This is a genomic window from Proteiniphilum sp., from assembly GCF_040307845.1.
In the GTDB taxonomy this organism is placed as follows: Bacteria; Bacteroidota; Bacteroidia; order Bacteroidales; family Dysgonomonadaceae; genus Proteiniphilum.
Map to the genome: position 1 here is coordinate 22,398 of NZ_JAWRIS010000016.1, position 25,936 is coordinate 48,333.

Below are 25,936 nucleotides of genomic sequence, written 5' to 3' on the forward strand. Positions count from 1 at the left end.
AACAAGCAAAAATAATCATTTTTATTCACCTCGCATCATGAACGTTCCAACTGTTCATCATTTTCAATATTCAATTCCTTACCGTCACGATCGTTTTTATCCGAACACTCCCGTCAGGTACTCTTCAGTACGTTTGTTTTGCGGTTTGGTAAACATCTGCGTAGTATTTCCATGTTCTACCAATTCTCCCAGGTACATAAACATGGAATTATCCGATATGCGTGCTGCCTGCGACATGTTGTGGGTCACGATAATGATGGTGAACTCCCTCTTCAATTGCAGCAGTAACTCCTCAATCCTGTTAGTAGAAATAGGGTCGAGCGCCGAGGTAGGCTCGTCCATCAACAACACTTCCGGATTCAGTGCAAGCGCGCGGGCTATACAAAGCCGTTGTTGCTGGCCGCCGGAGAGGAACGATCCTCTTTTAGTCATTACATCTTTCACCTCGTTCCACAGCCCCACGCTCTGCAGGCTCTGTTCCACAATTTCTTCTTTCTCCCTCTTTTTCAACCGGATCCCGTTGAGCTTGTAACCGGCCAGCACGTTATCATAAATACTCATCGTAGGGAAAGGATTGGGCTGTTGGAATACCATGCCCGCCATACGGCGTACTTCCATCGGATCCATTGCCAGTATGTTCTTTCCTTTCAAAGAGATCTCGCCGGTAGTTTTGATATGGGGATAAAGATCGTGCATACGGTTGATGGCACGTAAGAGCGTACTTTTCCCGCAACCCGACGGCCCCATGATAGCTGTAATCGTATTGGGATAGATATCGGCAGTCACCCTGTTCACCGCAAAACTACCGGGAGAATAGGATACCGATACCTCCTTCAATTGAAGGACCGGGTTTTCTTCGTTTATATTATTTATACTTTCCATTTACGTGCTACAATTTTGGCTATCCAGTTTAACAGGAATATAACGATTAATAAGAGAAGTGACGAGGACCAGATCAGGTCCACCAGGTTGGGATCATTGTAGAAGTCCCAGATCAACAAGGGAATGGCACTGGTCGGTTGCATCACTTTCCAGTTCACTACTGCCGCTCCGAGTGCGGTCAGCATCAACGGCGCCGTCTCGCCCATCACGCGCGACACGGCGAGGAGTATTCCTGTAAAAATACCCCCGAATCCGGAAGGGATCAATATCCTGAATACCACATTGGTATAAGAAGAACCTAACGCAAGCCCTGCCTCTTTGTAGGCCGGGGGGAGCATTTTCAATGTCTCTTCGGTAGAACGCACGATCATGGGTAACATCATGATAGTGAGCGCCACGCTACCCGCCAGGGCCGAGTATCCCCCCAACGGCTTCACAATCCACGCATAAGCGATAATACCGATCACGATGGAAGGCATTCCCTGTAGCAAGTCGGTCAGATAACTCACTACCGCTGCAAGCTTTTTTCCCCGGTTATCGGCAAGGTAAACGCCGATGAACAGACCCAGAAATACCGAGAACAGGATAGCCATCCCTACGATCAATATGGTACCCGTAATCCCATTCAATATTCCTCCCGGGATGGACTCTCCGTTCATCCGCGCCAGCATGGCATCCATCGACGAGGGGGTCACCTCAGTGAAAAGACGGAGGTTGAAATTCTTATATCCTTTCGATACAACATCCCACAGGATAAAGAACAAGGGAAACATGGCTATCAGTGAGAAGAGGCAAACCAGCACAAAGGCTGTTTTATCTTTTCCTTTCCGCCATCCCATGTATGTTGTTTTATTCCGACTCATACTCTCGCTAATTTTTTCATCACCATCTTAGCCACCAGGTTGATAAGAGCCGTAATGATAAACAGTAACAGGCCGATGGCGATCAGCGCACTGAGCTTCAACCCGTCGGCTTCCCCGAATTGGTTGGCAATCACGCTCGCCATAGTGTTCCCCGTGTCGCGTAATCCTTGCGGTATCCTGTTGGTATTCCCGATCAACATCGTTACGGCCATGGTCTCGCCAAGGGCACGCCCCAACGCAAGAATAAAAGCGGCAACAATTCCTGATGCAGCCGTAGGCAGGCTGATATGCTGCACAACCTCCAGACGGGTGGCGCCAAGGCTATACGCACCTTCCTTGAGCTTATTGGGTACCATCGACAGGAATTCGGTACTCAATGACGAGGCATAAGGGATAATCATAATGGCCAGGACCACCGATGAAAGAAAAATCCCAAAACCCTGCGCATTCACACCCATTTCTATTATGATAGGGCGTACAGTATAAAAACCCCATAAACCATACACGATGGAAGGAATACCTGCCAGCAGGTCCACAATTGAACTGACGAAAGAGGATACCCTGCTACCCTTGAAATATTCACCATTGAACAAGGCCACGGCCATTGCAAAGGGAACACAAAACAAAAGTGCCAGAAATGCAGTATAAAGCGTTCCCACAACAAATGACAATGCTCCATATTCTTCGGTTGCCGAGCGGGGGTCCCATTCTGCATTGGTTACAAATCCCCAAATGCCATATTCACCGAAAGCTTCTACAGAACGGCTCACTAACGCATAAATGATTCCTGCTGCAAGTAACAGGATTACCAACGCCGCTGCAAATAATACTATCCTGAATATTTTATCTTTCACCCTTTCTAAATTAAAAATTAATAGTTAAGAATTAAAAATTAATCCTTAACTTTTCACTCTTCACTCTTAATTACCTGTTAACCAATCATCACATCATTCTCATTGAATTCGTCCATTTTCTGTCGTCTTTCGGCATAGTACAAACAAGTTTGCCTCTGCCCTCGTTCCTAAGAAAATTGTCACATTATTACTTCTTCCCCATAATGAATCTCCTCAATCAACTTTCTTGTCTTTTCCACCGCCTGAGCAGAAAGAGGAGCATAATTTATCTGTGCAGCCACGTTTTGCCCCCCGTCACTGATCACGTAGTTCAACAGGTTTACGAGTGCTTCCGCCTCTCTTTTCGTGCGGTTACCATATTGTTGATCCTTATACACCAATATCCAGGTAAAAAGGCTGATGGGATATGCATTGGGATCATCTGAGTTAATGATGGTCGCCCGCATATCATCAGGCAGCATCACGTTAGCGGCAGCCGAGATGGTCTCAAGTGTGGCATCTACATAATTGCCCGCTTTGTTTCTGAGTTTGGCCACCGGGAGTTTCAGCGTAAGCGCATATTCAGAGCCGATATATCCGATGGCACCTTCAGTCTGCTGTACAATACCGGCTACTCCGGGATTCCCTTTCGCCGCAATACCCGCCTCCCATTTCAGGGCTTTTCCTTTTCCCATCACGCTGTCCCAATCCGGGCTCACCATCGACAAGTATTCCGAAAAATTATAGGTGGTACCGCTACCGTCCGACCGGTATACAGGGGTGATATCCAGATCAGGTAGTGAGGCGCCGGGGTTAATAGCCCGGAGTCTCGGATCGTTCCATTTTTTAATATTTCCCAGATAGATATCTGCCACGAGAGGTCCCGTCAACCGGAGGCTGTCCACCCCTTCGAGTGAATAAGCCATCACCACCCCCCCCATACAGGTAGCTATATGAAGCACTTCCGCGTTCATCGACGTAATCTCTTTACTATTCAGAAAAGCATCGCTGGCGCCAAAGTCCACCGACCGGTCACGCAGGCTGCGGATCCCTCCGCCACTTCCAATGGCGCCATAGCTTATTTTTATTCCACCGTTCAACCGCATGTAATCACGAAAAACGATATTATAATAAGGATAGGGAAAAGTAGCACCTGCACCCGATAAAGATATTCCTGAGCCGTTTTTTTCCACAGGGGCGGAATTGTTGTTACAGGATATGAGAAGAACAAGTAGAAATAAAAGCTGAGATAATCGTTGCATCAATATAAAATTGTCCTCTTTCGGATATTTTTATACAAAAGTACGATACTGATGTTACAATATGGTTACAAAAATGTTACATATTTGTTAAGTAGAAAAAGAGCTATTTATGTAATATCTTATCCAAATTCCATGCTGAAACATGCTCAATCCCTTCGTTCGTCGGTATTTTGTGGTTCTGCAAAATCCTGTGAGTGAGAATTCACAAAGCGTTCCCAATCCTCGATATATTGTATCTCATCAATAAAAATATATACCTAAAGGTGCAATTTATATTGCATTGTATAAAATAAATTGTGTAACTTCTTATCATATTTATTCTTATTTTATCTCTAATCAAAATACCACAGACTATTGATTATCAATAATATCTACCTTTTATCCCTAAAAGTAATCGATTTTATCCCTAATTTATCTGTTCAAATACTCTTTCGCTGTTAAAACGGGTATTCTTGCTGTTTTAAAGTCTTTCTTGCTTCGAGTTATGATGACTTCCAATTTATTCTCCAAGGCTGTATAATACTGTATTCCGGTAATCGAGGTTAACCATCTGGAACCTGTTCTCAAGCCTTTCGGAAGACTGGTAGGGCATCTGTGAAATATAATCGGGCGTATAATTGTTATACGCCACTACCGTATATCTGTTATTGAGCACATACACCAGTTGGGTGTTGTATTTGCGGGCAAACTTCAACGACGGGTTTCCCAGCAGGACGGAATAGGCGTTCAATCGGAAGCCGTTGTTGCTCAACGCCCAATAGGGCGGATACTCTATATCGGACGAACAGGTTCCATCCCTCTCCCAGATTCTCGGAATGGTTGACATAGCCCAAAACTCTATGAATATGCTGCCGGCTGAATGTCTTGTATCCGGTCAACTCCTCCTGCCGTGTCCCATCAAAATCACGGTATACCTCATCGGTCGGATCGTTATAAAAAGTATAATCCACACCGGCAGAGAGATTTTTTGATGAGGTATAATCCAACCGCACGTTGTGAAGGCCGGTATTGATCTTCTTGTCCGCCCTCGACACCCTGTCACTGTACAAATCGCCATTCTGCAGGAAGGTGGCGGTGGCACTGTTTCCTCCCTTTCTTCGTGCCAGGTCGGTACCCCACATTCAAATCCATTGTAAAGGACGGACGGTTATAGAGGATATTGGAACGGACGCCATAACCGGGATAATGCCCCTGCCGATACTCCGTGGCCAGTTCTCCCTGCAAGGGCGCTTCATCCGACTGTTCATCGTGGTTCAGCACTATATTGACGGCAGCACCCCGTACATTGTATTGCGGCGGAGCACTGTACATGATCTCGATATCGGCCACCCTCGACGCCGGCATCGATTGAAGGGCACGGATAATCTCCGCATTCGAGAGGGTGGATGGTTTCCCGTCGATCAGGATGGTATATCCGGTAGGTCAGGCTTTGCAGTACGTATCCCACCTGATCGATAGGGTTTTGAAAATCATCCGCTATCTTCCCTTTCAACGCGTATGTCTGCGCATTCAACGCACCTGCTATCGTCACAAGTACAATCAATAATCTAATCCTCATTATTTATGCAAATTGTCGGCGGAAGATATCAGGAAAAATAGATGCTGTATTTCTTCCCTAACCCTTCTCTTATTTACTCAATAATATCAATATAAATACGGCCTGAATACCAAATATTTGCACATATTTCCTTTCCTAAAATTACTGAATTCCTTTCCTAATCCTTTCCTTAATAGAAAATCATATACTTTTGATTATCAGCAACTAACAATTACCCCTTTCCTTAATTCACTGAATTCCTTTCCTACTTTATCTCTTAATCTTTTTTTATTACCCATTTAGGAATATTACGAGTTCCAAGATTTACAATGGTGTCATCTCTCATTTTCTGTATAATATTATCGATTCTCTTTTTACGTTGTCTTTCATCCAAGTAATCGGGCATCTTGTCCATTAATAACTCGTCAATTTCTTTTCTGGTGGCATAGCCATGTATGTCAATATGCTTTAGTATAAATGATTTGAGGATTTCCGTATCCAATCCCTTGTTGCGTGTGTACTGGGCTTTTTTCTCTGTTATGCCTGCTATCTGCGCCGAAATAAAGTAGTTTGGTTTTCGTCCTTCGATAAATCCTTTCTGTTTTAGTTTCCGGGCTGCTTCATCATTGATCGGGAGCGATTTTTGCACTTTATCCAAGAGTACGGCAATTGCATGAAAACATTCAATATTTAATAGGATGCCTGTGTCATAATTTTGGCGTCAATCAAAATGCTGTCTTGCCTGTTATCGATATCATACAGGTATCCTTTGATTTTTACCGTGAAGGACGGAATTTCCAACTCCAAATAATCCACGGACAATATTTCCACTTCAATAAACTGTTTTTCTTTCACCGTAGTGTAGAAGTTTGTGTTTTTCTTATCTCCAAAAAATTCAAACTGCTCTACGCTTATCCAGTTTTTGGAATAATTCTTTATTCCACCGTAAGTTTCAAAAGCAAGAAAAGAGTGGACAACCTAAAGGATCTGTCAAATTAACGGTTAGTCTATGTTTTATGTCATAATCAAAGGTACTACTGCTAACGCCCAGATCCTGATTTGTTATAAACTGGAATTGGTAATTCATACCATCAAAATAGGTTGTTACTATTCTTTCATCCCATTCAAAGTTCCTTACGCCATAATAGCCGGCTCGCCCGATATCTCCATCAAAGCTGCCTGGTTCTATCTTCGGAAGATTAGGTTCGTCCTTGGAACAGGAGAAAAACATCAATACCGACAGGAAAAATAAAAGAGAAGATAATTTTAATGGTTTCATAATAATTGAGTTTAAAAACATATTGAAGTTTGTTTACATTCGATATGATGATTTGGATAATAGATTATAATATTCATTCTTGCTTGCTTGAATGCGTATTGAAGAAGGACTTGTATGAGGTGCAAAGATACGGTTTTCTACAAGTTCACCAATCATTATTATAGGCTTTTATCAACCGATCTGTCCTTTCTTTTCGCCTTTCTTCCCTCGCATAGGTCGGATCAAAGTTCATCCCGCTTGGCACAACCAGCATCTTCGGTGCAGGATGCAGTCCTTTGATAATAGGAACATTTTTCGGTTGTCCTATCAGCACCTCCGTCGAACCAACCATGCGCATATTAATAGGTGGCGAATTTGTAGGGATGATATGCATCCTGGTTGGAATATTCAGCATATTCGTTGCCACTCCTTTCTCTTTTGCGTTTGTAATGATTCTGTCGAATTTTGTGGGTAGTTTGGTAAAAGGAGAGACTTTCAATACTTCCCCATGATGCCTTTGGGGTTCTATCTGATGTTGTTGGTGTTGCATAGGTGTTTCAGGGGTTATAAGCGACTTTCGTAATTGTTCTTTGAGCATATCTTTTATTTCCTGACCATTGATTTCGGATGTCCAGGAAATAAATAAAAGGGAAAATAGCATCCAAGCCTTATAACACTTCATTTATTTGTCAATTTCGACTATCTGTCAATTTCGACTACAAACTTGATTCTACATATCGAATGTAAAAGGTGCATATTGTTAAGACGCATACAATAGGAAAACGCTGCACCGTTTTTCAACTAATTGTATTTTTTATGTAAACTTTGGCAATAGTACAGTTTCTCTATAAGATGTAAAATATGTTTTGGTCAAGGACAAAGTCTTATCAAAGTCTTATCAAAGTCTTATCAAAGTCTTATCAAAGTCTTACCAAAGTCTTATCAAAGACTTATAAACAAGAATTTGATAAGAATTAAACAAGAGTCGATAAAGAGTCAAGTACGGCGAAATATTAGCCGAAAACTTGTTTATTTCATCGTAAACAGGTAATTTTATCAGCTATAATAATGAAAAACAGAAGTATACTATGGGCAGGTTAAAAAATGGAATACACGGAGGCGTCTCCGGCAAAGTGGGCGATGTTATTCTCTCATCATGGAAGGGTATAGAATACGTGAGGAGCCGCCCGGCGAAATACCATGACGCGAAAACAAAAGAGCAGGTTAAACAACGAAGCAGGTTCTCGATCACTATGGATTTTCTGCGCACCATTACGCCATTTCTCAGGATTGGCTTCCAGTCCCACACCGATGACCGGATGACGGCGTTCAATGCAGCCATGTCTTACAACATGAAACATGCCGTAAAAGTGGAACACCGGGAGGTGGTGTTGGATTATTCGAATGCGCGTGTCTCCGTGGGGCCGCTAAGTACCGCATCCGGCGCACATGTCGAAATTGTGGAAGATGGGTTACAGATTAGCTGGGAGGCCAACCCATCAACAGACGCCAGGCCCGACGATATAGCCATGGCACTTGTCTACAATCCCGTAAAGCGTAAAGCGGTGTATGACCTCAATGCGGCGAAAAGAGCAAACATGAAAGCCATTTTGCCCTTACAGTCAAACTGGAAGGCCGATGCGATAGAAGTTTACCTGGCATTTAAAACTGCCGATGGATCGGAGGTATCGGACAGTGTGCATATGGGCTTGTATCCCTAGGAGTAATAATGAATTGAATGGGTACTATATCCCGGTCTGTTATTCCAAAAGAAAGTATATATAATCTCTCCTTTACCTCAGTATGCTCTATTGCTCCACCTTATAGATAGCATCGCGAAATATTTTTATTACTTTTGCAGTGAAAAGTTGCGACGGTAATAGCATTTGCCGCTTTTCTGTGTAGCTTAGGAAACCACATAAAAAACAAAGTAATGATGAAAGATTATAAAGAACAAGATGCCCTGGTGCTCTTCTCGGGCGGACAGGACTCCACAACCTGCCTTTATTGGGCAAAACAGCATTTCAGGAATACTTACGCACTTTGCTTCTCCTACGGACAACGCCATTCCCAGGAAGTAGAAAATGCACGTCGGATTGCAGAAATGGCCGGCGCCCCATTCCAAATACTGGATGCAAGTATCATTTCCCGATTGGCACCTAACTCGTTGACCAATTTCTCCATAGAGATGGACGAAGAGCAACCGGCCGGCTCCTATCCGAATACTTTTGTGCCGGGCAGGAACCTGCTATTCCTCACTTTTGCCGCAACTATCGCCTATGCGAAAGGGATCAAGCATCTGGTGACAGGGGTATCGGAAGCCGACTACAGCGGCTATCCCGATTGCCGCGACACTTTTATCCGTTCGGCCAATGCCACACTCAACCTCGCTATGGACACACAGTTCGTGATCCATACGCCACTTATGTGGCGCAACAAAAAAGAGGTGTGGCGGTTGGCAGATGATCTGGGCGTTTTTGATATTGTAAAAAATGAAACCCTCACCTGTTATAATGGTATTCTGGTCGAAGGGTGCGGACATTGTCCCGCTTGTAAGCTGCGTAACAAAGGATTACAGGATTATTTAGCAGAACGGGAAAACAACCGGTAATAACAACAGCTATGGCACACGAAGGACTCAGCCACCTGGGTGGCAAAACAGAATATAGACAGGATTACGCTCCTGAAGTATTGGAAGCGTTCGAGAACAAGCATCCCGGAAATGACTATTGGGTTACATTCGATTGTCCCGAATTTACCAGCCTCTGCCCTATCACGGGACAACCTGACTTCGCGACTATCCGTATCGATTATATACCCGACGTGAAAATGGTAGAAAGCAAAAGCCTCAAGCTCTATCTGTTCAGTTTCCGTAATCACGGCGCCTTTCATGAAGATTGTGTAAATATCATCATGAAAGACCTGATCCGGCTAATGGACCCCAAATATATCGAGGTAACCGGTATATTTACTCCTCGCGGTGGAATCAGCATCTACCCCTATGCCAATTATGGAAAAGAAGGGACGAAGTACGAGAAACTGGCGGAAGAGCGCCTCTCCAATCACTCTTTTCCTCTATAAAAAAACGGGCATTCAATGATCCCGGCATTATATCGCCTCACCCATGAATGCCCTTATTAGAAGTTGCTTCCGCCATGCTTATTGTGCGGTATCGGCTGTCTCCGGTTCATAATAACGTACCCAGTCGATAAACATATCTACCGGAAGTTCTGTAGAGTCAGTATCCTTATTGAGCCGGATACCGATAAACAGATCCAAATCCAACTCATTGAACGGGAACTGTCCGGGAATGTCAGTCAATATGCGTGGGTATTTCTTCGTACGGTTATTGTCCACAAAAAATACGATGCTGTCGGGGTAAGTCTCCACCCCATAAGTATGGAATTGGGTGGGATTCACTCCGACCAATGCGCTGGATGGAGGATTATCAGGCATCCCCTCAGTGGTAGTATACTGCGAAGTGACCGACTGATACAGGAATTCATCATACCCATACCGTTCCATGATGTCAATGGCCATATTTTCGGTACCATCCGACGGTTGCAATGATATAAACGGCACAGCTCCCCCTACCGGATTCATGCGGGCCCTCACTTCAATCCTGTTCACACTATGCCGGCTCACTCCCTTACGGGTGATGCCCCCCGTAAGAAACGGGACTTCTGCCCCATCCGCAATATTCTCTACTCCCCGGAGTACCAGGAGTCCGTCTTCCAGAACATAGAGTGCATCATTGTCGCTCATATAACGGCTCATGTGTTGTTTACCCCTGGATATCTTTGACCAGGCAGCCAGCCCTGTTTCATCATTAAAATCATCTTCCCATGCAAGAGTCCATCCTTTTCTGAATTTATCGGGATCGCTTTTTTGTCCCGTACATGCCGCCAATCCCGCCACAAGCGTAAGAATCACTACTAAGATTGTGTTACGTGTCATTTTTTCTTTTTTAATTTCAGGGAGCAAACTTACATATAATCCTTTTTACAGTATATAACCCTACCCCAATAATAAGTGTTAATCATTCGAAAGGCCTGTAAACTTCCCAAGTCTCCCCACCATTCCACTTTTCCGCCCTTCCACTTTTCCACTTTTCCACCATTCCACTTTTTTTTACTATCTTTGCCCCGTATCTATTCATATAAGGAAAAAAAGATTTTACAAAGGTTACAATCAACGCGAACACTATGCCGCACATATCCCAAAGGGGCGTTCAGATGCCCCCTTCACCCATACGAAAACTGGCACCACTCTCCGATGCAGCCAAAGCAGAGGGAGTTAAGGTATATCACCTCAATATCGGTCAGCCCGATCTTCCTTCCCCCGTATCGGCGCTAAATGCCATCCGCAATATCGACCGTACTACGTTAGAATATAGTCCCAGTGACGGGTACCGATTTTATCGCGAGAATCTGGTTCATTATTACAGGGAATTTAATATCCACCTCACACCCGAAGAGATCATCGTTACCGCGGGCGGGTCGGAAGCGGTATTGTATGCCTTCATGGCGTGTCTCAACCCGGATGACGAGATCATCGTTCCCGAACCGGCTTATGCCAATTATATGGCCTTTGCCATTTCCGCCGGTGCCATCATACGCACCATACCCTCGACGATGGAATCGGGGTTTGCCCTCCCGCCGGTAGAGGAATTTGAGAAGCTGATCAACAAACGTACCAAAGGGATCCTCATCTGTAACCCCAATAACCCCACGGGGTATGTCTATACACCCCATGAAATGGAACAGATAAGGCAACTTGTCAGGAAATATGACCTATACCTCTTTTCTGATGAAGTGTACCGCGAATTTATCTACAACGACACACCCTATATCTCCGCTTGTCACCTGAAAGATGTGGAAGAAAATGTGGTGCTGATCGACTCGGTATCCAAGCGATATAGTGAATGCGGCATCCGAATTGGTGCACTCATCACCAAAAACCGGAAAGTGCACGATACCGTGATGAAGTTCTGCCAGGCTCGACTGAGCCCCCCCCTTATAGGACAAATTGCCGCCAATGCGTCGTTACAGGAAAATGGCGGATATATGCAACATAATTTTGAAGAATACAAGAGTCGCCGCGACTTTCTTATAGAGAGGCTGAACAATATCCCCGGCGTTTATTCCCCGATGCCGCAGGGTGCCTTCTATACCCTGGCACGTCTTCCCCTCGATGATGCCGATGCGTTCTGTGCCTGGTGCCTCTCCGACTTCCGTTATCAGGGGCAGACCATCTTCATGGCGCCGGCCTCCGGTTTTTACGTTACCCCCGGTCTTGGTAAGAACGAGGTACGTATCGCCTATGTCCTCAATAAAGACGATTTAAACAAAGCGCTCACAGTGCTCGAGAAGGCACTGGAAGCATATCCACATACCCACAAACATGAATGCGGAGCTCTTCATAGCGAAGCGAATTTATAAAGGCGATAAAAAGAACGATAAACGGGTTTCTTCGCCTGCCATCAAAATTGCCATTGCCGGTATTGCACTGGGTCTGGCAGTGATGATTGTGGCTGTATGTATCATTGTCGGATTCAAAAAAGAGGTGCGTGCCAAGGTGGTGGGTTTCGGTTCCCACATCCAGATCACCGCCTTTGAGAGCAGCTCATCCTACGAACACTCCCCTATCTCCTTTTCCGATACACTTGCGGCTATACTTACTGCCAACCCCAATATCCGTCATTTCCAGGAATTCATCACCAAGCCGGGTATTATCAAAACCGATGATAATTTCCTGGGGGTAGTATTGAAAGGGGTATCGGAAAAATATGACTGGGAATTTTTCAGAAAGAACATGGTGGAAGGAACCATTCTTCAAGCCAATGATACAAGCGGGGTTAACCAAGCTATTGTCTCAAAAAATATAGCCGATAAACTACGACTAAAGATAGGGGACAACTTCACCTGCTATTTTGTACAGGAACCCGTCCGTGCCCGCCGGTTTCAAATCAGCGGTATTTACAGTACTAATTTTGAGGATTATGACAAACTCTATGTGATTGTAGGGAGTAATGTGCTCTCTTCCCTCAATGGATGGGATAGTGATATGGTGAGCGGAATAGAAGTACTGGTACGCGATTACGATAATCTCGACAGGGTCGCACAGGATCTTTTCTTCGATATGGCATCCCACAAAGACCGCCTTGGCAATACCCTTTACACCCGTTCCATCAAAGATATAAACCCTATGATATTCAACTGGCTCAATCTGCTTGACATGAATGTGTGGGTCATTACCATCCTTATGTTGGTCGTTTCGGGGTTCACCATGATCTCCGGCCTGCTTATCATCATCCTTGAACGTACCAATATGATCGGTATGCTCAAGTCGATGGGAGCCAGGGATATCAGTATCCGTAAGGTTTTCTTGTATCTTTCCACTTTTCTTATCGGACAGGGGATGGTATGGGGAAATATCATCGCGCTGGCTTTTTGTCTTATCCAGAACAAATTCCAATTACTGAAACTCGATCCGGCCACTTACTATCTCTCAGCCGTACCGGTAGACCTCAACCCACTGTATGTTATTCTCCTTAATATCGGTACACTTATCGTGTCATTACTGATGATGATCGGCCCCTCTTACCTGGTCGCCAGGATCACTCCCGCCAAGTCCATCCGGTTTGAGTAAATTATCAGGATCTTGACGGCAATTCCATATATCGGTAATGAATACGGTAGTATTTTGAATGTAATAAACGACTTTATAATTTTTTCTTACTACAAGCGACCGGAATTGTTCTTGCCGCTCTAATAACAAAGGCTCTATGGCTGCCATTTCAGGAATGAGAAAATATTCTCTAACGAATTCTCCGCTAACGGTACTTTTGGTCATTCAATTGAACAGTTCTCATAATTTTATTCTCTTTAAAAATTATATTCTACAATATATATAGGTTTTCATCTCAAATATCAATAAGATGTCGGATATTAACAGGCATATCATTATCTTTGACGTCAAATATTAATAATATAATTATGAGCATTAATTGGATAATCCTGATTATTGGAGGCTTATTTGAATCGATTTTTGCGATGAGCCTGGGAAAAATGCAACAGACATCCGGTAAAGAGATGTGGTTATGGCTCGTCATATTTCTTGCCAGCGTGAGCCTGAGTATGTTTTTACTGTTCAAATCGATGGGTGGTCCCCATTCCATATCCACCGGAACCGCCTATGCTGTATGGGCAGGTATCGGTGCCGTAGGGACAGTTATCCTGGGTATTCTTGTCTTCAGGGAACCGGTCACTTTCTGGAGGATTTTTTTTCTCAGCACGCTGATTATCTCCATCGTAGGACTACAATTCACTTCAACTCATCATTGAAACTAAAACTAAATCTTTCCAGTTTCCTACTCTCCTTGTCTCCCAAATCACTTTTCTGTCACTTAACCACTTAGGCACTTAGGCACTTGTCCACTTATCCACTTGTCCACTTAGGCACTTAACCACTTAAGCACTTAACCACTTAAGCACTTGTCCACTTAGGCACTTAACCACTTAGGCACTTAACCACTTAAGCACTTAACCACTTAAGCACTTGTCCACTTATCCACTTGTCCACTTAGGCACTTAACCACTTAACCACTTAAGCACTTGTCCACTTATCCACTCTCCAACCCGTTCCAGCACTGGTATAGAGACTATTGTTCATAACCTGTTGATAACCTGTTCAGAAGTTGTTCATAAAAACGGCCAAAAATATTTGCAATTTATTTGGCGGATATGTTATATTTGCAGGACAACAACGAGAGATAAAAAGTACGAATTTCGTACATAAGACATACATAGGAGTTCATTGACATTTTGTACACAACGGGAAGAGTTTCATTCAAGAGATCGGCAAATCCGTTTGTTTTTTCTCTTTGTTCAAGAAGTGTGAGACATTCAATGTTTCTATCGGATGAACCGGAAGTTTTTCGTTATGTGATCCCCTTGATAGCAGTTTACCTGTATATGTGAGGACGTGATTGCAAAATAGCGACCGACTCAGGCGAATGATCCATCTTCAGGCATTGGCAGAATTTGTGACTGCTTTTGTACGCTACTTTGGTGGAAAGGGTAAACCTTCACGGGCAAGCCTGCATACCGGAGACAGATGCAAGAGTCTGTAAATTCAGGGAATAGGGATGAAAATCCAATCTCAAACGTTGATTTTTTACTACATCGTCATTTTCCCAAAAGGAAAAACAGTGATGGTAAGAATTTCAAGGGTTGAAAACAAGATTACATACGTATGACTGATTCTGCTTCACAATCCGGAAAAAATTATATATCAAACGATGAAATGTTATCGAATTGAATGATATACGAGACTTCTTAGAGCTGCTTTAACAGCTTCAAACACTGTTTCAGACGTTTTTTGAAGTATCCGCATTCTGAAGTATAAGCCCCTGTAGAAATGGTAAAATTGGCTTTGAAAGAAGACGGTTCGAGTATCTACAGAACTTGAGATTTTCCTCGGCAATTGAACACATTTTCAGTTTCTGCACCGTTCAGTACAGAACAATTTGAACTCCTACCATATACAAAGGGACTGTCTCATTTATATGAGTCGGTCTCTTTTTTTATGTAACGGGGAGGCATTTGTTGTATAGCTATATTTTCCGATGAAGATTTTAATTATTGAAGATGAACAAAATATCAGTTCGTTTGTAGAACGAGGATTAAATATAAGCGGATATGAAACCGAAGTATGTGGTGATGGCTTGCAGGCGTGGGAAAAGCTGCAGACTGTCGCTTTCGATTTGATTATCGTCGATATCATGATGCCGTTCATGTCGGGTCTGGAGCTTTGCAAGGCATACCGGCAAAAGTTTGGTTATGCCACTCCCATCATTCTGCTTACCGCCTTGTCAACCACCGAAGATATTGTAAAGGGACTTAACTCAGGTGCCGATGATTATATCACAAAGCCATTTAAACTGGCTGAACTGGAGGCCCGGATCAAAGCATTATTACGACGATCGGGCATAAACCCGGAAAAACAAAATGATGATTTTTTACAATTTTCCGATTTGACACTGAACATACATACAAAACAAGCTATAAGAGATGGAAAAACAATTCATCTTACCGCGAAAGAATATCTACTGCTTGAGTTTTTCATGCAAAATCCAAACAGGGTGCTTTCCCGTCGGACTTTACTTGAAAATGTATGGGATATGAATTTCGATACCAATACCAATATTGTGGACGTGTATGTCAACTACATCCGGAATAAGATTCAACCCGAAGGGACATCCAAATTAATCCATACCGTGATCGGCTTGGGATATATTTTGAAAGAGGAATGAAGATAAAAACCAAATTGGCCCTGTTATACACATCCATTACGGTAGGAATACTGGTAATCGTATTTATTTTTGTTTATCTGCTCACATCAAAAAATATAGACAATAATTACTACACCCTCTTATTCGACAAAGCATTGATCACAGCCCAGAAGCATTTTGAGAAAGACGAACTAAATCAACATGCTTATCAAAAAATTATCGACGCCTACCAAAGCCTATTGCCCGAAACATCTGAGAGGGTGATCATTGCCAATGACCGGCAGCAGGCCACAAAGGAACTTGAGACCTTTCTTACCGATCGGCAAGTGAAGGGCCTGTTCCAGAATTATCAGGTAAAATTCGAGCTGGATAACCAAAGCGGGGTCGGCATATATTATCCTGATAACGAAGGTAATTTCATTATCATAGTTACTGCCAGAAATCTCCAGGGAGAGTATTTAATAAGCTCTTTGAAGAAAATACTGATCCTCATTTTAGTCATAAGCAGTGTCATTATTTTCGGATTACTCTGGTGGAATGCCAAGATAATTACCAAACCTTTGCAGGAAATGGTCAACCGCATGCAGGAAATAACCTCCAATGCCCTGCACCTCCGTCTGGCAAAAAGGAAAGGAAACGACGAACTGGCGCAAACCATCAATTATTTCAACCAGATGATAGAACGGCTGGAAATAAGCTTCAACTCACAAAAAACATTTATCGCCAACGCTTCGCATGAACTGAAGAACCCGCTCACAGCCATTATGGGAGAGTGCGAGGTGATGCAGCTCAAGGATTTTACTCCCGACGAATACAAAACCTCCCTCAGCCGGATAGAGAGCGAGATAGAGCGGTTAAACATACTGGTGAACAACCTGTTCCAATTGGCACAGACCGATCTGGATATTTCGGAATCGGAAAGTGAACAACTCAACCTGGCGGACGAACTTCAATCCGTGGTGCAACATTTTGAATATTCGAAATATAAGGGACGTATTTCGTTCGTAAAAGATAATACCCCCTTTTATATCAAATCCAATAACCACCTGCTGTTTGTAGCGTTGCAAAATATCATAGACAACGCTTGTAAATACTCCGAGGAAACCGTTACTGTCAGAGCCTTCAAAATCAAATCGGGATTTCAGATCACAGTCAGCGACAAGGGAATAGGCATACCTTCCGATGAAAAGGAAAAAATTTTCGATACTTTTTATCGGGGACGGAACACCTATGGTTACAAAGGGGCGGGAATCGGGTTATCACTCGCGCATAAAATATTAACGCTTTCGGGAGCCGTCATGGAAATTACTTCCTCCGAAAACATGGGCACAACCATCTTGATCATCTGGAAAAATAGTTTCTAATCTAATTCTAATCTCTCTTTAATGGGCTTCTAATTTCGGAAATCTACCTTTGCCGGAAATTTTCAGATCGCATGGACCACATGGGTCACATAGATCGCAAAGGTAAAGATGAAAAGATGAAAATAATCCCACAATTATTTTTTTTAAATTTCCTATTGATATTTCTCCCATTCGATATTTCCGCTCAGCAATGGGAAGTGAAGCGATATACACCATCACAAATCGAAGCCTTGTTCCTCGAACAGAACCTTCAACTGATAGCGGAAAAGATGAATATCAGCCTTGCCGACGCTGAAATAGCACAAGCCAAACTTTGGGATAATCCAGAATTGACAGTCGGCTCGGTAAACTTCTGGGGAAGCGACAGGCAGAGGAAAGAGCTGGAGATGGGATCCTTCCCTAAAAACGCCCAGTTCAGCGTGGAACTCAACCAGATTATCCGGACTTCCCGCAAACGGAGCAAGCTTGTAAAACAGACGGAAGTATCCAGGGAAATGGCCATTGAGGAGTTTGAAGAGGTATTGAGAGGATTAAAAGCGGAACTGAGAAAGCTAATCGGAGAAGCAGCATACCTGCAATCGTACCGTGAAGTATTATCCACCCAGCAAAAATCGCTGGAACAATTGATCGCCGCTTATAAGAAACAGGTGGCGCAGGGAAACATAGCAAAGACCGAACTGCTCAGGCTGCAGTCCGGCTTGTTGGAGTTGGAAAAGGAAATGAACGAGACGGAAGTCGATTTCAATGCACAACAGAAGGATCTCAAGTCCCTGTTGAATATTTCTCCTTTCATACGGATTGAGATTGAACCGGGTGGAGAGAACATGCCCGATCCCGATCCGATGCGGTTGGCCTCTTTATTCGAAATCGCTTTCGAGTCACGTCCCGACCTGAAACGGAGTGAGCTACAAACCCATTTCTATGAAAAATCATTGATTTACGAAAAATCGCAACGCATCCCCGACATTACGTTAAACGTCAGTTACGACCGCTACGGAGGTATCTGGAAAGATTTCGCGGGTGTGGGCTTCAGTTTCGACCTTCCTTTCCTGAACCGGAACCAAGGCAATATAAAAGCGGCCAGGATCGGCCTCTACCAGAGCCGGCACCTTGTTCAGCAACAACAGAACACCGTCCTCCACGAAATTACGGAAGCCTTTGCCAATTACGCCCAGGCATATAATTTTTACCAAAAAATCGCGGACAACGAACTCTTGACCGAACTGGACAAGATGTTCGAGCTATACACCAAAAACCTGCTCAACAAAAATATCAGCATGCTGGAATATATCGACTTTATGGAATCGTACCGCAGTAATAAGCAAACACTGCTTACAGCACGTAAAAACAGGTACGTTTCGTTCAGCGAACTTCAATATGCTACAGGATCCGACATACAATAGACAAAGCTTTATGACAGTAAAAAAAATTGTGTTGCTCACGCTCACACCACTTATTTTCCTATCCAATTCCTGCACGGGGGACCGTACAGAAAATACAGGAGACCGCCCGGTAATCAATCCCGATTTCCTTTCGACCGTAAAAACGGTAAAAGCTGCTGCCGGCCGTCAGAAAGAGACACTAACCCTCAATGGGAAGGTAGAGTACGATCCCGACAAAGTAGTCCATTATTTTCCATTGATCGGAGGAATAGTAGAGAAAGTCTATTTCTCGATGGGCGACAAGGTAGGGAAAGGGGAAACGCTTTTAGATGTCCGCAGTGCAGATTTATCAGCCTTGCAATCTGAACTTGTCTCGTTACAGGCAGAAATCAATGTGGTGGAAAGAGAAGTAAAAACCGCCCGGGAGATGTTCAACGACAATATGCTTTCCGAGAGGGAGTTGATGGAGGCCGAGTCTAAACTCAAGCAAACCCAAGCCACATTGGCAAGGGTACAAAACGACATGCGCCTCTTTGGCTCGGATAAAGGGAGTGGCGTTTTTTCACTCAAAGCTCCCGCTTCGGGTTATATCGTCTCTAAAAGAGTCTCTTCAGGCAGTACCATATCATCAGGCGACGAGGCGTTGTTTACCATCGCCGATCTGAGTGAGGTGTGGGTGATGGCCAATGTATATGCCGGAAACCTGCAATTCGTAAAAGAAGGGATGGAAGTTAATTTCACCACCCTATCCTATCCCGGAGAAGTTTTTGATGGCAAAATAGACAGACTTTCACAAGTGTTCGATCCCGACGACAAAGTCCTGAAAGCAAGGATTACCATGCCTAATCAAGACCTGAAACTGAAACCGGAGATGCCGGTCGTAGTCCATCTGAGAAATGAAACGGACGAAAGAGTTGTCGCCATTCCGTCTGACGCGCTGATTTTTGATGACAACCGCTATTTCGTCGTGACAAAAAACGATGGAGACAATTTTCAAATAAATGAAATACAGTTGCAGGGGCACAACGAAAATACCTCCTATGTCCGTTCCGGCATATCGGAAGGCGATGAGGTGGTTATAAGCGGGCAACTGCTTATTTATTCAGGTCTTAACGAGAAATAATTATGCACAAATTTGTTGAAAATATCATCGCCTTCTCACTCAGAAACCATGTCCTTATTCTGTTCCTTACTGCCATACTGTTGGTTGCCGGAATCGTCTGCTTTATCAACACACCGATAGAAGCTTATCCCGACGTCACTAACACACGGGTACGGGTAATCACCCAATGGCCTGGACGTAGTGCCGAGGAGGTGGAGAAATTCGTGACCCTGCCCATCATGCGGGAAATGAACACCATTCCGCGCAAGACAGACGTACGTTCCACGTCCCTCTTCGGCTTGTCGGTCGTTACTGTTATTTTTGAAGATGGTGTCGATGATTTTTTCGCACAGCAATATTCATCCAACCGGATGCAAGACCTCGATCTGCCCGAGGGAGCAGAAGCCTCCATTGAGCCGCCGTCAGGTGCCACAGGTGAGATATACCGTTATGTGATCAAAAGTGACCTGCCGATACGTGAAGTCACGGCGATCAACGAATGGGTCATCGAACGGGAATTGCTTTCCGTGCCCGGGGTGGCAAGTATCAATACTTTCGGCGGCGAGGACAAGATTTTCGAAATAAAAGTAAACCCAACCGAATTGGCCAACTACAACCTTTCTCCTTTAGATGTCTATGAAGCCGTTTCAAACAGCAATATCAACGTGGGAGGAGACATTATACAGAAAGGAAGCCAAGCTTTCGTAGTGCGGGGAGTCGGGCTGCTGGAAAGCATCGAAGACATTGAAAACATCCTGATTGAGGTCAGAGGTAGCACTCCCATCCGGGTGAAACAGGTGGCCACGGTGGATATATCGTCCAAACCTCGCTTGGGGCAGGTGGGTCTTGATGATGATGATGATTTGGTACAGGGGATCGTTGTGATGCTCCGCGGGCAAAACCCGGGAGAGGTTATCAAATACCTGAAAGAGAAAATAACGGAACTGAACGAACATGTCCTGCCCGAAAATGTAAGGATAGAACCCTTTCTCGACCGTACAACTTTAGTTGATGCAACCGTCAGTACGGTATTGAAAAATCTGTTGGAAGGCATTATTCTTGTTTCTGTAGTGGTGTTCGTTTTCCTGTTCAACTGGCGCACGACGCTCATCGTTTCAACGGTTATTCCACTTTCATTTCTGTTTGCCATCATCATGCTGCGGATACAGGGGCTTCCCGCAAACCTGATTTCAATGGGGGCGCTCGACTTCGGATTGTTGCTGGAAGGGACATTGGTGATTGTGGAAGTGATTTTTGTGGCTGTGGTCAAACGCTCCGAGGAATTGGGTATCCGTTACACGAAAAGCGCCAAATCGGGTCTGATTAAAAAAAGCGCGGGAAGTGTGGCATCCTATATTTTCTTTGCCCAGATCATTTTAATGGTGGCTTTATTCCCCATCTTCTCCTTTCAGAAGGTGGAAGGGAAAATGTTTTCACCATTGGCGTTCACATTGGGATATGCCCTTTTAGGCTCCTTGACCTTGTCATTGACCTATGTCCCCGTGATGTGCAAAATAATGCTCAACAAGCCGCTCAAAGAAAAATCAAATGTGTTTAGCCGTTTTTTCATCCATAATACCTACCGTGTCTATGCCTTTAGCTGCCGCTACCGGAAAGGTATTTTGGCCGGCTTTTGCTTCTTATTACTCCTCTGTACCGTTCGTTTTTCATTCTGGGGAACAGAATTTATACCAAGCATGAACGAAGGGGCCATTTATATCCGGGCAACCCTTCCCAACAGCGTCAATCTTGACGAATCGGTGGAAATTACCAAGCAGATGAAGCAAAAGATACGCTCTTTTGATGAAGTGCAGTTCGTGCTGTCGCAAACGGGAAGGCCAAACGACGGAACCGACCCGACCGGTTTTTTCAATATTGAATTTCATACTCAGTTGAGACCCGAAAAGGAGTGGAAGCGGAAAATAAAAAAAGAAGACCTTATCATGGAAATAAAAGAGGCGATAGATATCTATCCTGGTGTCACCCTCGGATTTAGCCAACCCATACAGGACAATGTGGAAGAATATGTGGCCGGAGTGAAAAGCGCCCTTGTCATCAAGATCTTCGGAAACGACCTTCAACAATTGGAGGCATTGGCCGACCGAACAGCGGCAACGATTAAGGACATCCGTGGTGTGGAGGATGTTAATGTTTTCCGAAGCATCGGTCTGCCCGAATTGCAAATAAAACTGGACGAGTCGAAAATGGCTCGTTATGCCGTCTCAATGGCCGATGCACAATCGGTAGCAGAGATGGCGATCGGCGGGAAAGCTGCCACGCAGTTCTACGAGGGGGAACGCATCTTTGACGTACGCTTACGTTTTCAGAAAGAATACCGCGACAATGAAGACAAAATCGGCAATATATTAATTCCCACTATGGATGGGAAATATGTCCCTTTGAAAGAAATTGCGGATATCAATTTCATCACGGGCCCTACTTTTATTTACCGTGACGGAAGCAGTCGCTATGTGGGTGTAGGGTTCAGTATCCGCGACCGGGATCTGGGTTCCGCCATTGCCGAAGCTCAGAAAAGAGTGAGTGAAAAGGTAGAGTTAGAGGTAGAAAATAAAATGGAATGGGCAGGTGAATTTGAAAGCCAGCAACGTGCCACAAAACGGCTAATGGTAATCGTGCCGTCGGCACTTGTTTTGATCCTGTTCCTACTTTATCTTAATTTTGGGACGATAAAAGACACGCTGATAGCAGCAAGTGCCATGCCCTATGCCTTTATCGGCGGCTTTATCTCCCTTTGGGTGACAGGAACGGTGTTCGGCATATCGGCGGGCGTGGGATTTATCATCCTTTTCGGTATTACAGCTATTAACGGTATACTTCTCATCTCTCTGATGAAACAACGAATGCAAAGTTCACGAAATCTCCGGTTGGCCATTGACGAAGCCGTTAGCGAACGGATACGTCCGATCTTAATGGTCGCCTTGATGGGATCAATGGGATTGTTGCCTGCTGCCTTATCTTCAGGCATGGGTTCCGAAATTCAAAAGCCATTGGCGATTATGATTGTCGGCGGTATAATAATATGTATGATACTCTCTTTTACCGTACTACCACAGGTGTTTTATTTTGCTTACCGGAGAGATAAAAGATCAAACTCATCCACGATAAGTTGATGGAGTTGCAAACAATTACTCTTTTTACATTTTTTCATTTCATGCGCTTGGAAATGCCTTAATTTTCATGTACTTTTGTTTTCATAGGATAACTCTTAACACCGTAAGCTGTATGAAACGCCTTTATATTTCGCTTTTAATAGTTCTCCTCTTCACCCAGGCGAGGATTTTTGCACAGGAAATTCCGGTGAAACAAGATAGCCTGGAATTGAAAACCGGCGTTTCGGGAGAAATGCCCTCACTGTCCGACTCCCTTCAATCCGGACAACTTCCGTTAAGACTGCCCCGACTGAACCCGATGGAGAATTTTATGCCGCAGTTTACTCCCTATCAAAAATTTACACTATCACCGCAACATACGGATGAAGAAGGAATATTTCCTCCCATTTATTGGGATGGTGCCGCGTCCGATTTTATCAACAGCAAGAGCCGGACCGCCATAGCCTCTATGATGCCAACACCTAATCTTCTGCTGCATTCTTCGACCACCCTTGGCATGGTGGAGACCCCCATGTTCGGCAAAGGCTATTACTATATATTGGATGCGGGTGCCCGCTATATGATCAATCCGGCGTTGATGATGGGTATCAGCGGAGGTTACAACTCCAATTTCGACGAGATACCTTTCTGGAATATTGGCATGAACGCAAGCTACCAGGTGAATCGTAACCTGATGTTTGATGGAGGAGCGACCTATTTAAAGACCGCGGGCAATCAGTACAATGTCAACCAGTCGGCAGTGATGCTCGACCTGCATGGGCGTTACCGGCTTAGCGACGACTGGTATCTGAATGCCTACGGGGGTATGCCTGTCATGAAGCACAATAACCAGTCCGGTCCCATGCTTCCGATGATGAATACACCTTATTATGGCGGCTCAGTGGAGTACTGGTTCAAGCCTACCATGGGCGTGGAAGGCGGTATGATCTGGGTACGCGATATGTTCTCTGGCAAAATGCGACCGCAGCCCAAACTGGAACTGCTCTTCAGGCCGGGCAAATAATAATCACCCCATCAATTGATCGTTAAAATCATTTTATGGTCAGTGGCCAGTTTACGCATGTTGAGAATGGCGTAACGCATACGTCCAAGGGCAGTATTGATACTCACTCCTGTGACTTCCGCAATCTCCTTGAAACTCAAATCCCCATAATACCGCATCTGTAAGACTTCACGTTGCTCGTCCGGCAGAAAATCAATCAGCCTCTTCACATCACTGAACACCTGGTTTTTCACCATTTTCATCTCTACCGTTTCATCGCACAGGGAAGAATTATTGAACAGGTCGAACTCATAGTCATCATTGGAGACGGTGTTTTCATTTTTTTTCTGACGGAAATAATCGATGATCAGGTTATGTGCGATACGGGTAAGCCACGCCTTGAACTTGCCCGTTTCAGTGTATCGGCCCTGCCTGATAGTGGTAATAGCCTTGAAGAAGGTATCTTGAAAGATGTCTTCAGCCAGCTCCTGATCGCGGACCGTGTAATAAATATAAGTGTAAAGAGATTGCTTATGCCGGTTGAGGAGCAGATCAAACGCATAGTCATTGCCGTCGGCATACGAAACGACCAATTCCTCATCGGTCATCGTGCAGAAAGTTTCCATTGCTTTACTTCTTGATTGTTATGTAATGTCAATTGAGTAAAGAGGACTTATAGGCAAATGATTTTAGCGTTTAAAAAATTAAATTTATTAAAACAAAGAAAAACAAAAAAAGTATAACTACCAAAAAAATAAATGATGAATTTCTATTTCACTTCCTAAAATAGTATTTTTTATTGAACGGAAAATAATCGTTTCATGTAACGGTCGACTGTATTATAAATTTATCCTGAATGTATCGTATATCACTGTTCCTTCCGACACGGTACATACCACTCGTATGTTTTCATCGAAGATCACCAGATCAGCGTCTTTTCCGGATTTAAGACTTCCTTTTTGTCCATCAATCTTCATAATTCTGGCAGGCGTAAGTGTCATCATTTTCACAGCGTCCATCAGTGGTACTTTAGCTATGTTCACCATAGTTCGTATCAACCGGTCAGCTGTAGCTACGCTACCGGCGAAAGCCGAACGATCGGGCAGTTTAGCCACACCATCCTCGATAATCACCCGTTGTCCTTCCTTGAGGCTCCCTAAAACAGACTCACCATCAGGCATCCCGGCTCCACGCATCGCATCGGTACAAAGTGCGATCTTATCGGCTCCTTTGAACTTATAGGCAAACTGTAACAACGGACGAGGAAGATGCACTCCGTCGGCTATAATCTCTACCGTCATATCGTCAATGAGATAAGCTGATTCCACGACTCCCGCATATCGAAAGGCGTTGTGACGTGTTACCGAAGACATCCCCGAATATAAATGTGTAATATGGGTAAATCCTTCTTTAAACGCCAATTCCACTTCTTCGTATACCGCATCGCTATGTGCCACGGCCACAAGAATATCTCTCGACACCAGTTCCCGCCCCAGATCCAGCGCGCCGGGTAATTCGGGAGCCAGGCTCCATCGAACAATATCTTCTGAGGATGCCAGGATATGCATATATTCTTCCGGTTCAGGATTACGAAGATATTTAGGATCTTGTGCTCCCCGTTGGTTATACGAAAAATAAGGACCTTCGAGATGGAGCCCCAGAAATTTAGCTCCTCTCCTGTTCTTTTTTACCGCCTCCCGATACACCGAGAAAATATTCATTAATTCTTCGGTTGTACTTGTGAGGGTAGTCGGCACCATCGCGGTGGTACCATAACGGGCATGCAACTCAGCGGCTCCCAGAAATGCCTCTACCGTACCATCCATAAAATCGTGACCACCGCCACCGTGAAGGTGGATATCAATGAATCCGGGAGAAACATACATTCCTGAGGCATCGATCCGCTTGTCCGAATCTGACGGAGCAACTGCCGACGAAGGGACAATATCTGTAATCTTTCCTCCTTCGCAGATGATTGAAACATCTTCCGCTATATGATCAGGGAAGATGACTTTACCCCGTTCAATTATCAATCTTTCCATTTT

Annotated in this window: 26 protein-coding genes; 13 read left to right on the plus strand and 13 right to left on the minus strand. The window is 44.2% G+C overall.

Going from position 1 to position 25,936, the window contains the following annotated elements:
* Positions 1–96 precede the first annotated feature (96 nt).
* From pstB to ABV001_RS03360, 9 genes are all read right to left on the minus strand, one after another.
* Positions 97–882, minus strand: a complete 786-nt coding sequence (gene pstB, locus ABV001_RS03320) for a phosphate ABC transporter ATP-binding protein PstB (protein WP_352421509.1) — start codon at positions 880–882, stop codon at positions 97–99.
* Positions 870–1,745, minus strand: a complete 876-nt coding sequence (gene pstA, locus ABV001_RS03325) for a phosphate ABC transporter permease PstA (protein WP_352421510.1) — start codon at positions 1,743–1,745, stop codon at positions 870–872. Before pstA ends, pstB begins: the two co-directional genes overlap by 13 nt.
* Positions 1,742–2,599, minus strand: coding sequence for a phosphate ABC transporter permease subunit PstC (gene pstC, locus ABV001_RS03330; RefSeq protein WP_352421511.1), 858 nt, complete (start codon positions 2,597–2,599; stop codon positions 1,742–1,744). Before pstC ends, pstA begins: the two co-directional genes overlap by 4 nt.
* 179 nt (positions 2,600–2,778) lie before the next feature.
* Entirely contained in the window at positions 2,779–3,840 is a 1,062-nt protein-coding gene (gene pstS, locus ABV001_RS03335) for a phosphate ABC transporter substrate-binding protein PstS (RefSeq protein WP_352421512.1), read from the minus strand.
* 499 nt (positions 3,841–4,339) lie between these two features.
* A complete protein-coding gene (locus ABV001_RS17275) occupies positions 4,340–4,495 on the minus strand; it encodes a hypothetical protein (protein ID WP_502929834.1) in 156 nt (51 codons plus the stop codon).
* On the minus strand, positions 4,485–4,961 hold the full coding sequence (locus ABV001_RS03345; RefSeq protein ID WP_352421609.1) for a hypothetical protein: 477 nt from the start codon (positions 4,959–4,961) through the stop codon (positions 4,485–4,487). The genes ABV001_RS17275 and ABV001_RS03345 overlap by 11 nt, the downstream gene beginning before the upstream one ends.
* On the minus strand, positions 4,879–5,184 hold the full coding sequence (locus ABV001_RS03350; RefSeq protein ID WP_352421513.1) for a hypothetical protein: 306 nt from the start codon (positions 5,182–5,184) through the stop codon (positions 4,879–4,881). The genes ABV001_RS03345 and ABV001_RS03350 overlap by 83 nt, the downstream gene beginning before the upstream one ends.
* A 470-nt stretch (positions 5,185–5,654) precedes the next feature.
* Complete coding sequence (locus ABV001_RS03355; protein ID WP_352421514.1) at positions 5,655–6,026, minus strand: hypothetical protein; 372 nt, start codon at positions 6,024–6,026, stop codon at positions 5,655–5,657.
* A gap of 41 nt (positions 6,027–6,067) precedes the next feature.
* Positions 6,068–6,232: a hypothetical protein gene (locus ABV001_RS03360; RefSeq protein ID WP_352421515.1), complete on the minus strand. Its 165-nt coding sequence runs from the start codon at positions 6,230–6,232 to the stop codon at positions 6,068–6,070.
* Between the two features lie 154 nt (positions 6,233–6,386).
* Between ABV001_RS03360 and ABV001_RS03365 the strand changes: the two genes are divergently transcribed.
* Positions 6,387–6,629: a hypothetical protein gene (locus ABV001_RS03365; RefSeq protein WP_352421516.1), complete on the plus strand. Its 243-nt coding sequence runs from the start codon at positions 6,387–6,389 to the stop codon at positions 6,627–6,629.
* Positions 6,630–6,801: 172 nt separating this feature from the next.
* On the opposite strand, the gene ABV001_RS03370 is transcribed toward ABV001_RS03365, so the two are convergent.
* Positions 6,802–7,233 (minus strand): hypothetical protein, encoded by a 432-nt coding sequence (locus tag ABV001_RS03370; protein WP_352421517.1) that lies wholly within the window; start codon positions 7,231–7,233, stop codon positions 6,802–6,804.
* A 490-nt stretch (positions 7,234–7,723) separates the two neighbouring features.
* Between ABV001_RS03370 and ABV001_RS03375 the strand changes: the two genes are divergently transcribed.
* The 3 genes from ABV001_RS03375 to queF all read left to right on the plus strand — a co-directional run bounded on the left by ABV001_RS03375 (position 7,724) and on the right by queF (position 9,716).
* Entirely contained in the window at positions 7,724–8,356 is a 633-nt protein-coding gene (locus tag ABV001_RS03375; RefSeq protein ID WP_352421518.1) for a DUF6266 family protein, read from the plus strand.
* A 215-nt stretch (positions 8,357–8,571) separates the two neighbouring features.
* A complete protein-coding gene (gene queC / locus ABV001_RS03380; RefSeq protein ID WP_352421604.1) occupies positions 8,572–9,246 on the plus strand; it encodes a 7-cyano-7-deazaguanine synthase QueC in 675 nt (224 codons plus the stop codon).
* A gap of 11 nt (positions 9,247–9,257) precedes the next feature.
* Positions 9,258–9,716, plus strand: a complete 459-nt coding sequence (gene queF / locus ABV001_RS03385) for a preQ(1) synthase (protein ID WP_352421519.1) — start codon at positions 9,258–9,260, stop codon at positions 9,714–9,716.
* A 78-nt stretch (positions 9,717–9,794) separates the two neighbouring features.
* Here the strand turns inward: queF and ABV001_RS03390 are convergent, their stop codons facing one another.
* Positions 9,795–10,592, minus strand: coding sequence for a glycoside hydrolase family 16 protein (locus tag ABV001_RS03390; protein WP_352421520.1), 798 nt, complete (start codon positions 10,590–10,592; stop codon positions 9,795–9,797).
* 248 nt (positions 10,593–10,840) lie between these two features.
* On the opposite strand from ABV001_RS03390, the gene ABV001_RS03395 reads away from it, so the two are divergent.
* The 9 genes from ABV001_RS03395 to ABV001_RS03435 all read left to right on the plus strand — a co-directional run bounded on the left by ABV001_RS03395 (position 10,841) and on the right by ABV001_RS03435 (position 23,912).
* Positions 10,841–12,076 (plus strand): pyridoxal phosphate-dependent aminotransferase, encoded by a 1,236-nt coding sequence (locus ABV001_RS03395; protein ID WP_352421521.1) that lies wholly within the window; start codon positions 10,841–10,843, stop codon positions 12,074–12,076.
* The gene (locus tag ABV001_RS03400; protein ID WP_352421522.1) at positions 12,039–13,286 is read left to right on the plus strand and encodes an ABC transporter permease; all 1,248 of its coding nucleotides are present in this window, start codon (positions 12,039–12,041) and stop codon (positions 13,284–13,286) included. Before ABV001_RS03395 ends, ABV001_RS03400 begins: the two co-directional genes overlap by 38 nt.
* Before the next feature lie 353 nt (positions 13,287–13,639).
* Positions 13,640–13,981: a DMT family transporter gene (locus tag ABV001_RS03405; RefSeq protein ID WP_352421605.1), complete on the plus strand. Its 342-nt coding sequence runs from the start codon at positions 13,640–13,642 to the stop codon at positions 13,979–13,981.
* Between the two features lie 1,283 nt (positions 13,982–15,264).
* A complete protein-coding gene (locus tag ABV001_RS03410) occupies positions 15,265–15,951 on the plus strand; it encodes a response regulator transcription factor (RefSeq protein ID WP_352421523.1) in 687 nt (228 codons plus the stop codon).
* Positions 15,948–17,294, plus strand: a complete 1,347-nt coding sequence (locus ABV001_RS03415; protein ID WP_352421524.1) for a HAMP domain-containing sensor histidine kinase — start codon at positions 15,948–15,950, stop codon at positions 17,292–17,294. The genes ABV001_RS03410 and ABV001_RS03415 overlap by 4 nt, the downstream gene beginning before the upstream one ends.
* 116 nt (positions 17,295–17,410) lie before the next feature.
* Positions 17,411–18,697 (plus strand): TolC family protein, encoded by a 1,287-nt coding sequence (locus ABV001_RS03420; RefSeq protein ID WP_352421525.1) that lies wholly within the window; start codon positions 17,411–17,413, stop codon positions 18,695–18,697.
* A gap of 10 nt (positions 18,698–18,707) precedes the next feature.
* Positions 18,708–19,799, plus strand: a complete 1,092-nt coding sequence (locus tag ABV001_RS03425) for an efflux RND transporter periplasmic adaptor subunit (protein WP_352421526.1) — start codon at positions 18,708–18,710, stop codon at positions 19,797–19,799.
* 2 nt (positions 19,800–19,801) lie between these two features.
* Positions 19,802–22,909, plus strand: a complete 3,108-nt coding sequence (locus tag ABV001_RS03430; RefSeq protein ID WP_352421527.1) for an efflux RND transporter permease subunit — start codon at positions 19,802–19,804, stop codon at positions 22,907–22,909.
* A 112-nt stretch (positions 22,910–23,021) separates the two neighbouring features.
* The gene (locus tag ABV001_RS03435) at positions 23,022–23,912 is read left to right on the plus strand and encodes a hypothetical protein (RefSeq protein ID WP_352421528.1); all 891 of its coding nucleotides are present in this window, start codon (positions 23,022–23,024) and stop codon (positions 23,910–23,912) included.
* Between the two features lie 11 nt (positions 23,913–23,923).
* On the opposite strand, the gene ABV001_RS03440 is transcribed toward ABV001_RS03435, so the two are convergent.
* Both ABV001_RS03440 and nagA read right to left on the minus strand, forming a co-directional pair.
* The gene (locus ABV001_RS03440) at positions 23,924–24,517 is read right to left on the minus strand and encodes a sigma-70 family RNA polymerase sigma factor (RefSeq protein ID WP_352421529.1); all 594 of its coding nucleotides are present in this window, start codon (positions 24,515–24,517) and stop codon (positions 23,924–23,926) included.
* Between the two features lie 213 nt (positions 24,518–24,730).
* On the minus strand, positions 24,731–25,933 hold the full coding sequence (gene nagA / locus ABV001_RS03445) for an N-acetylglucosamine-6-phosphate deacetylase (protein ID WP_352421530.1): 1,203 nt from the start codon (positions 25,931–25,933) through the stop codon (positions 24,731–24,733).
* Positions 25,934–25,936 lie beyond the last annotated feature (3 nt).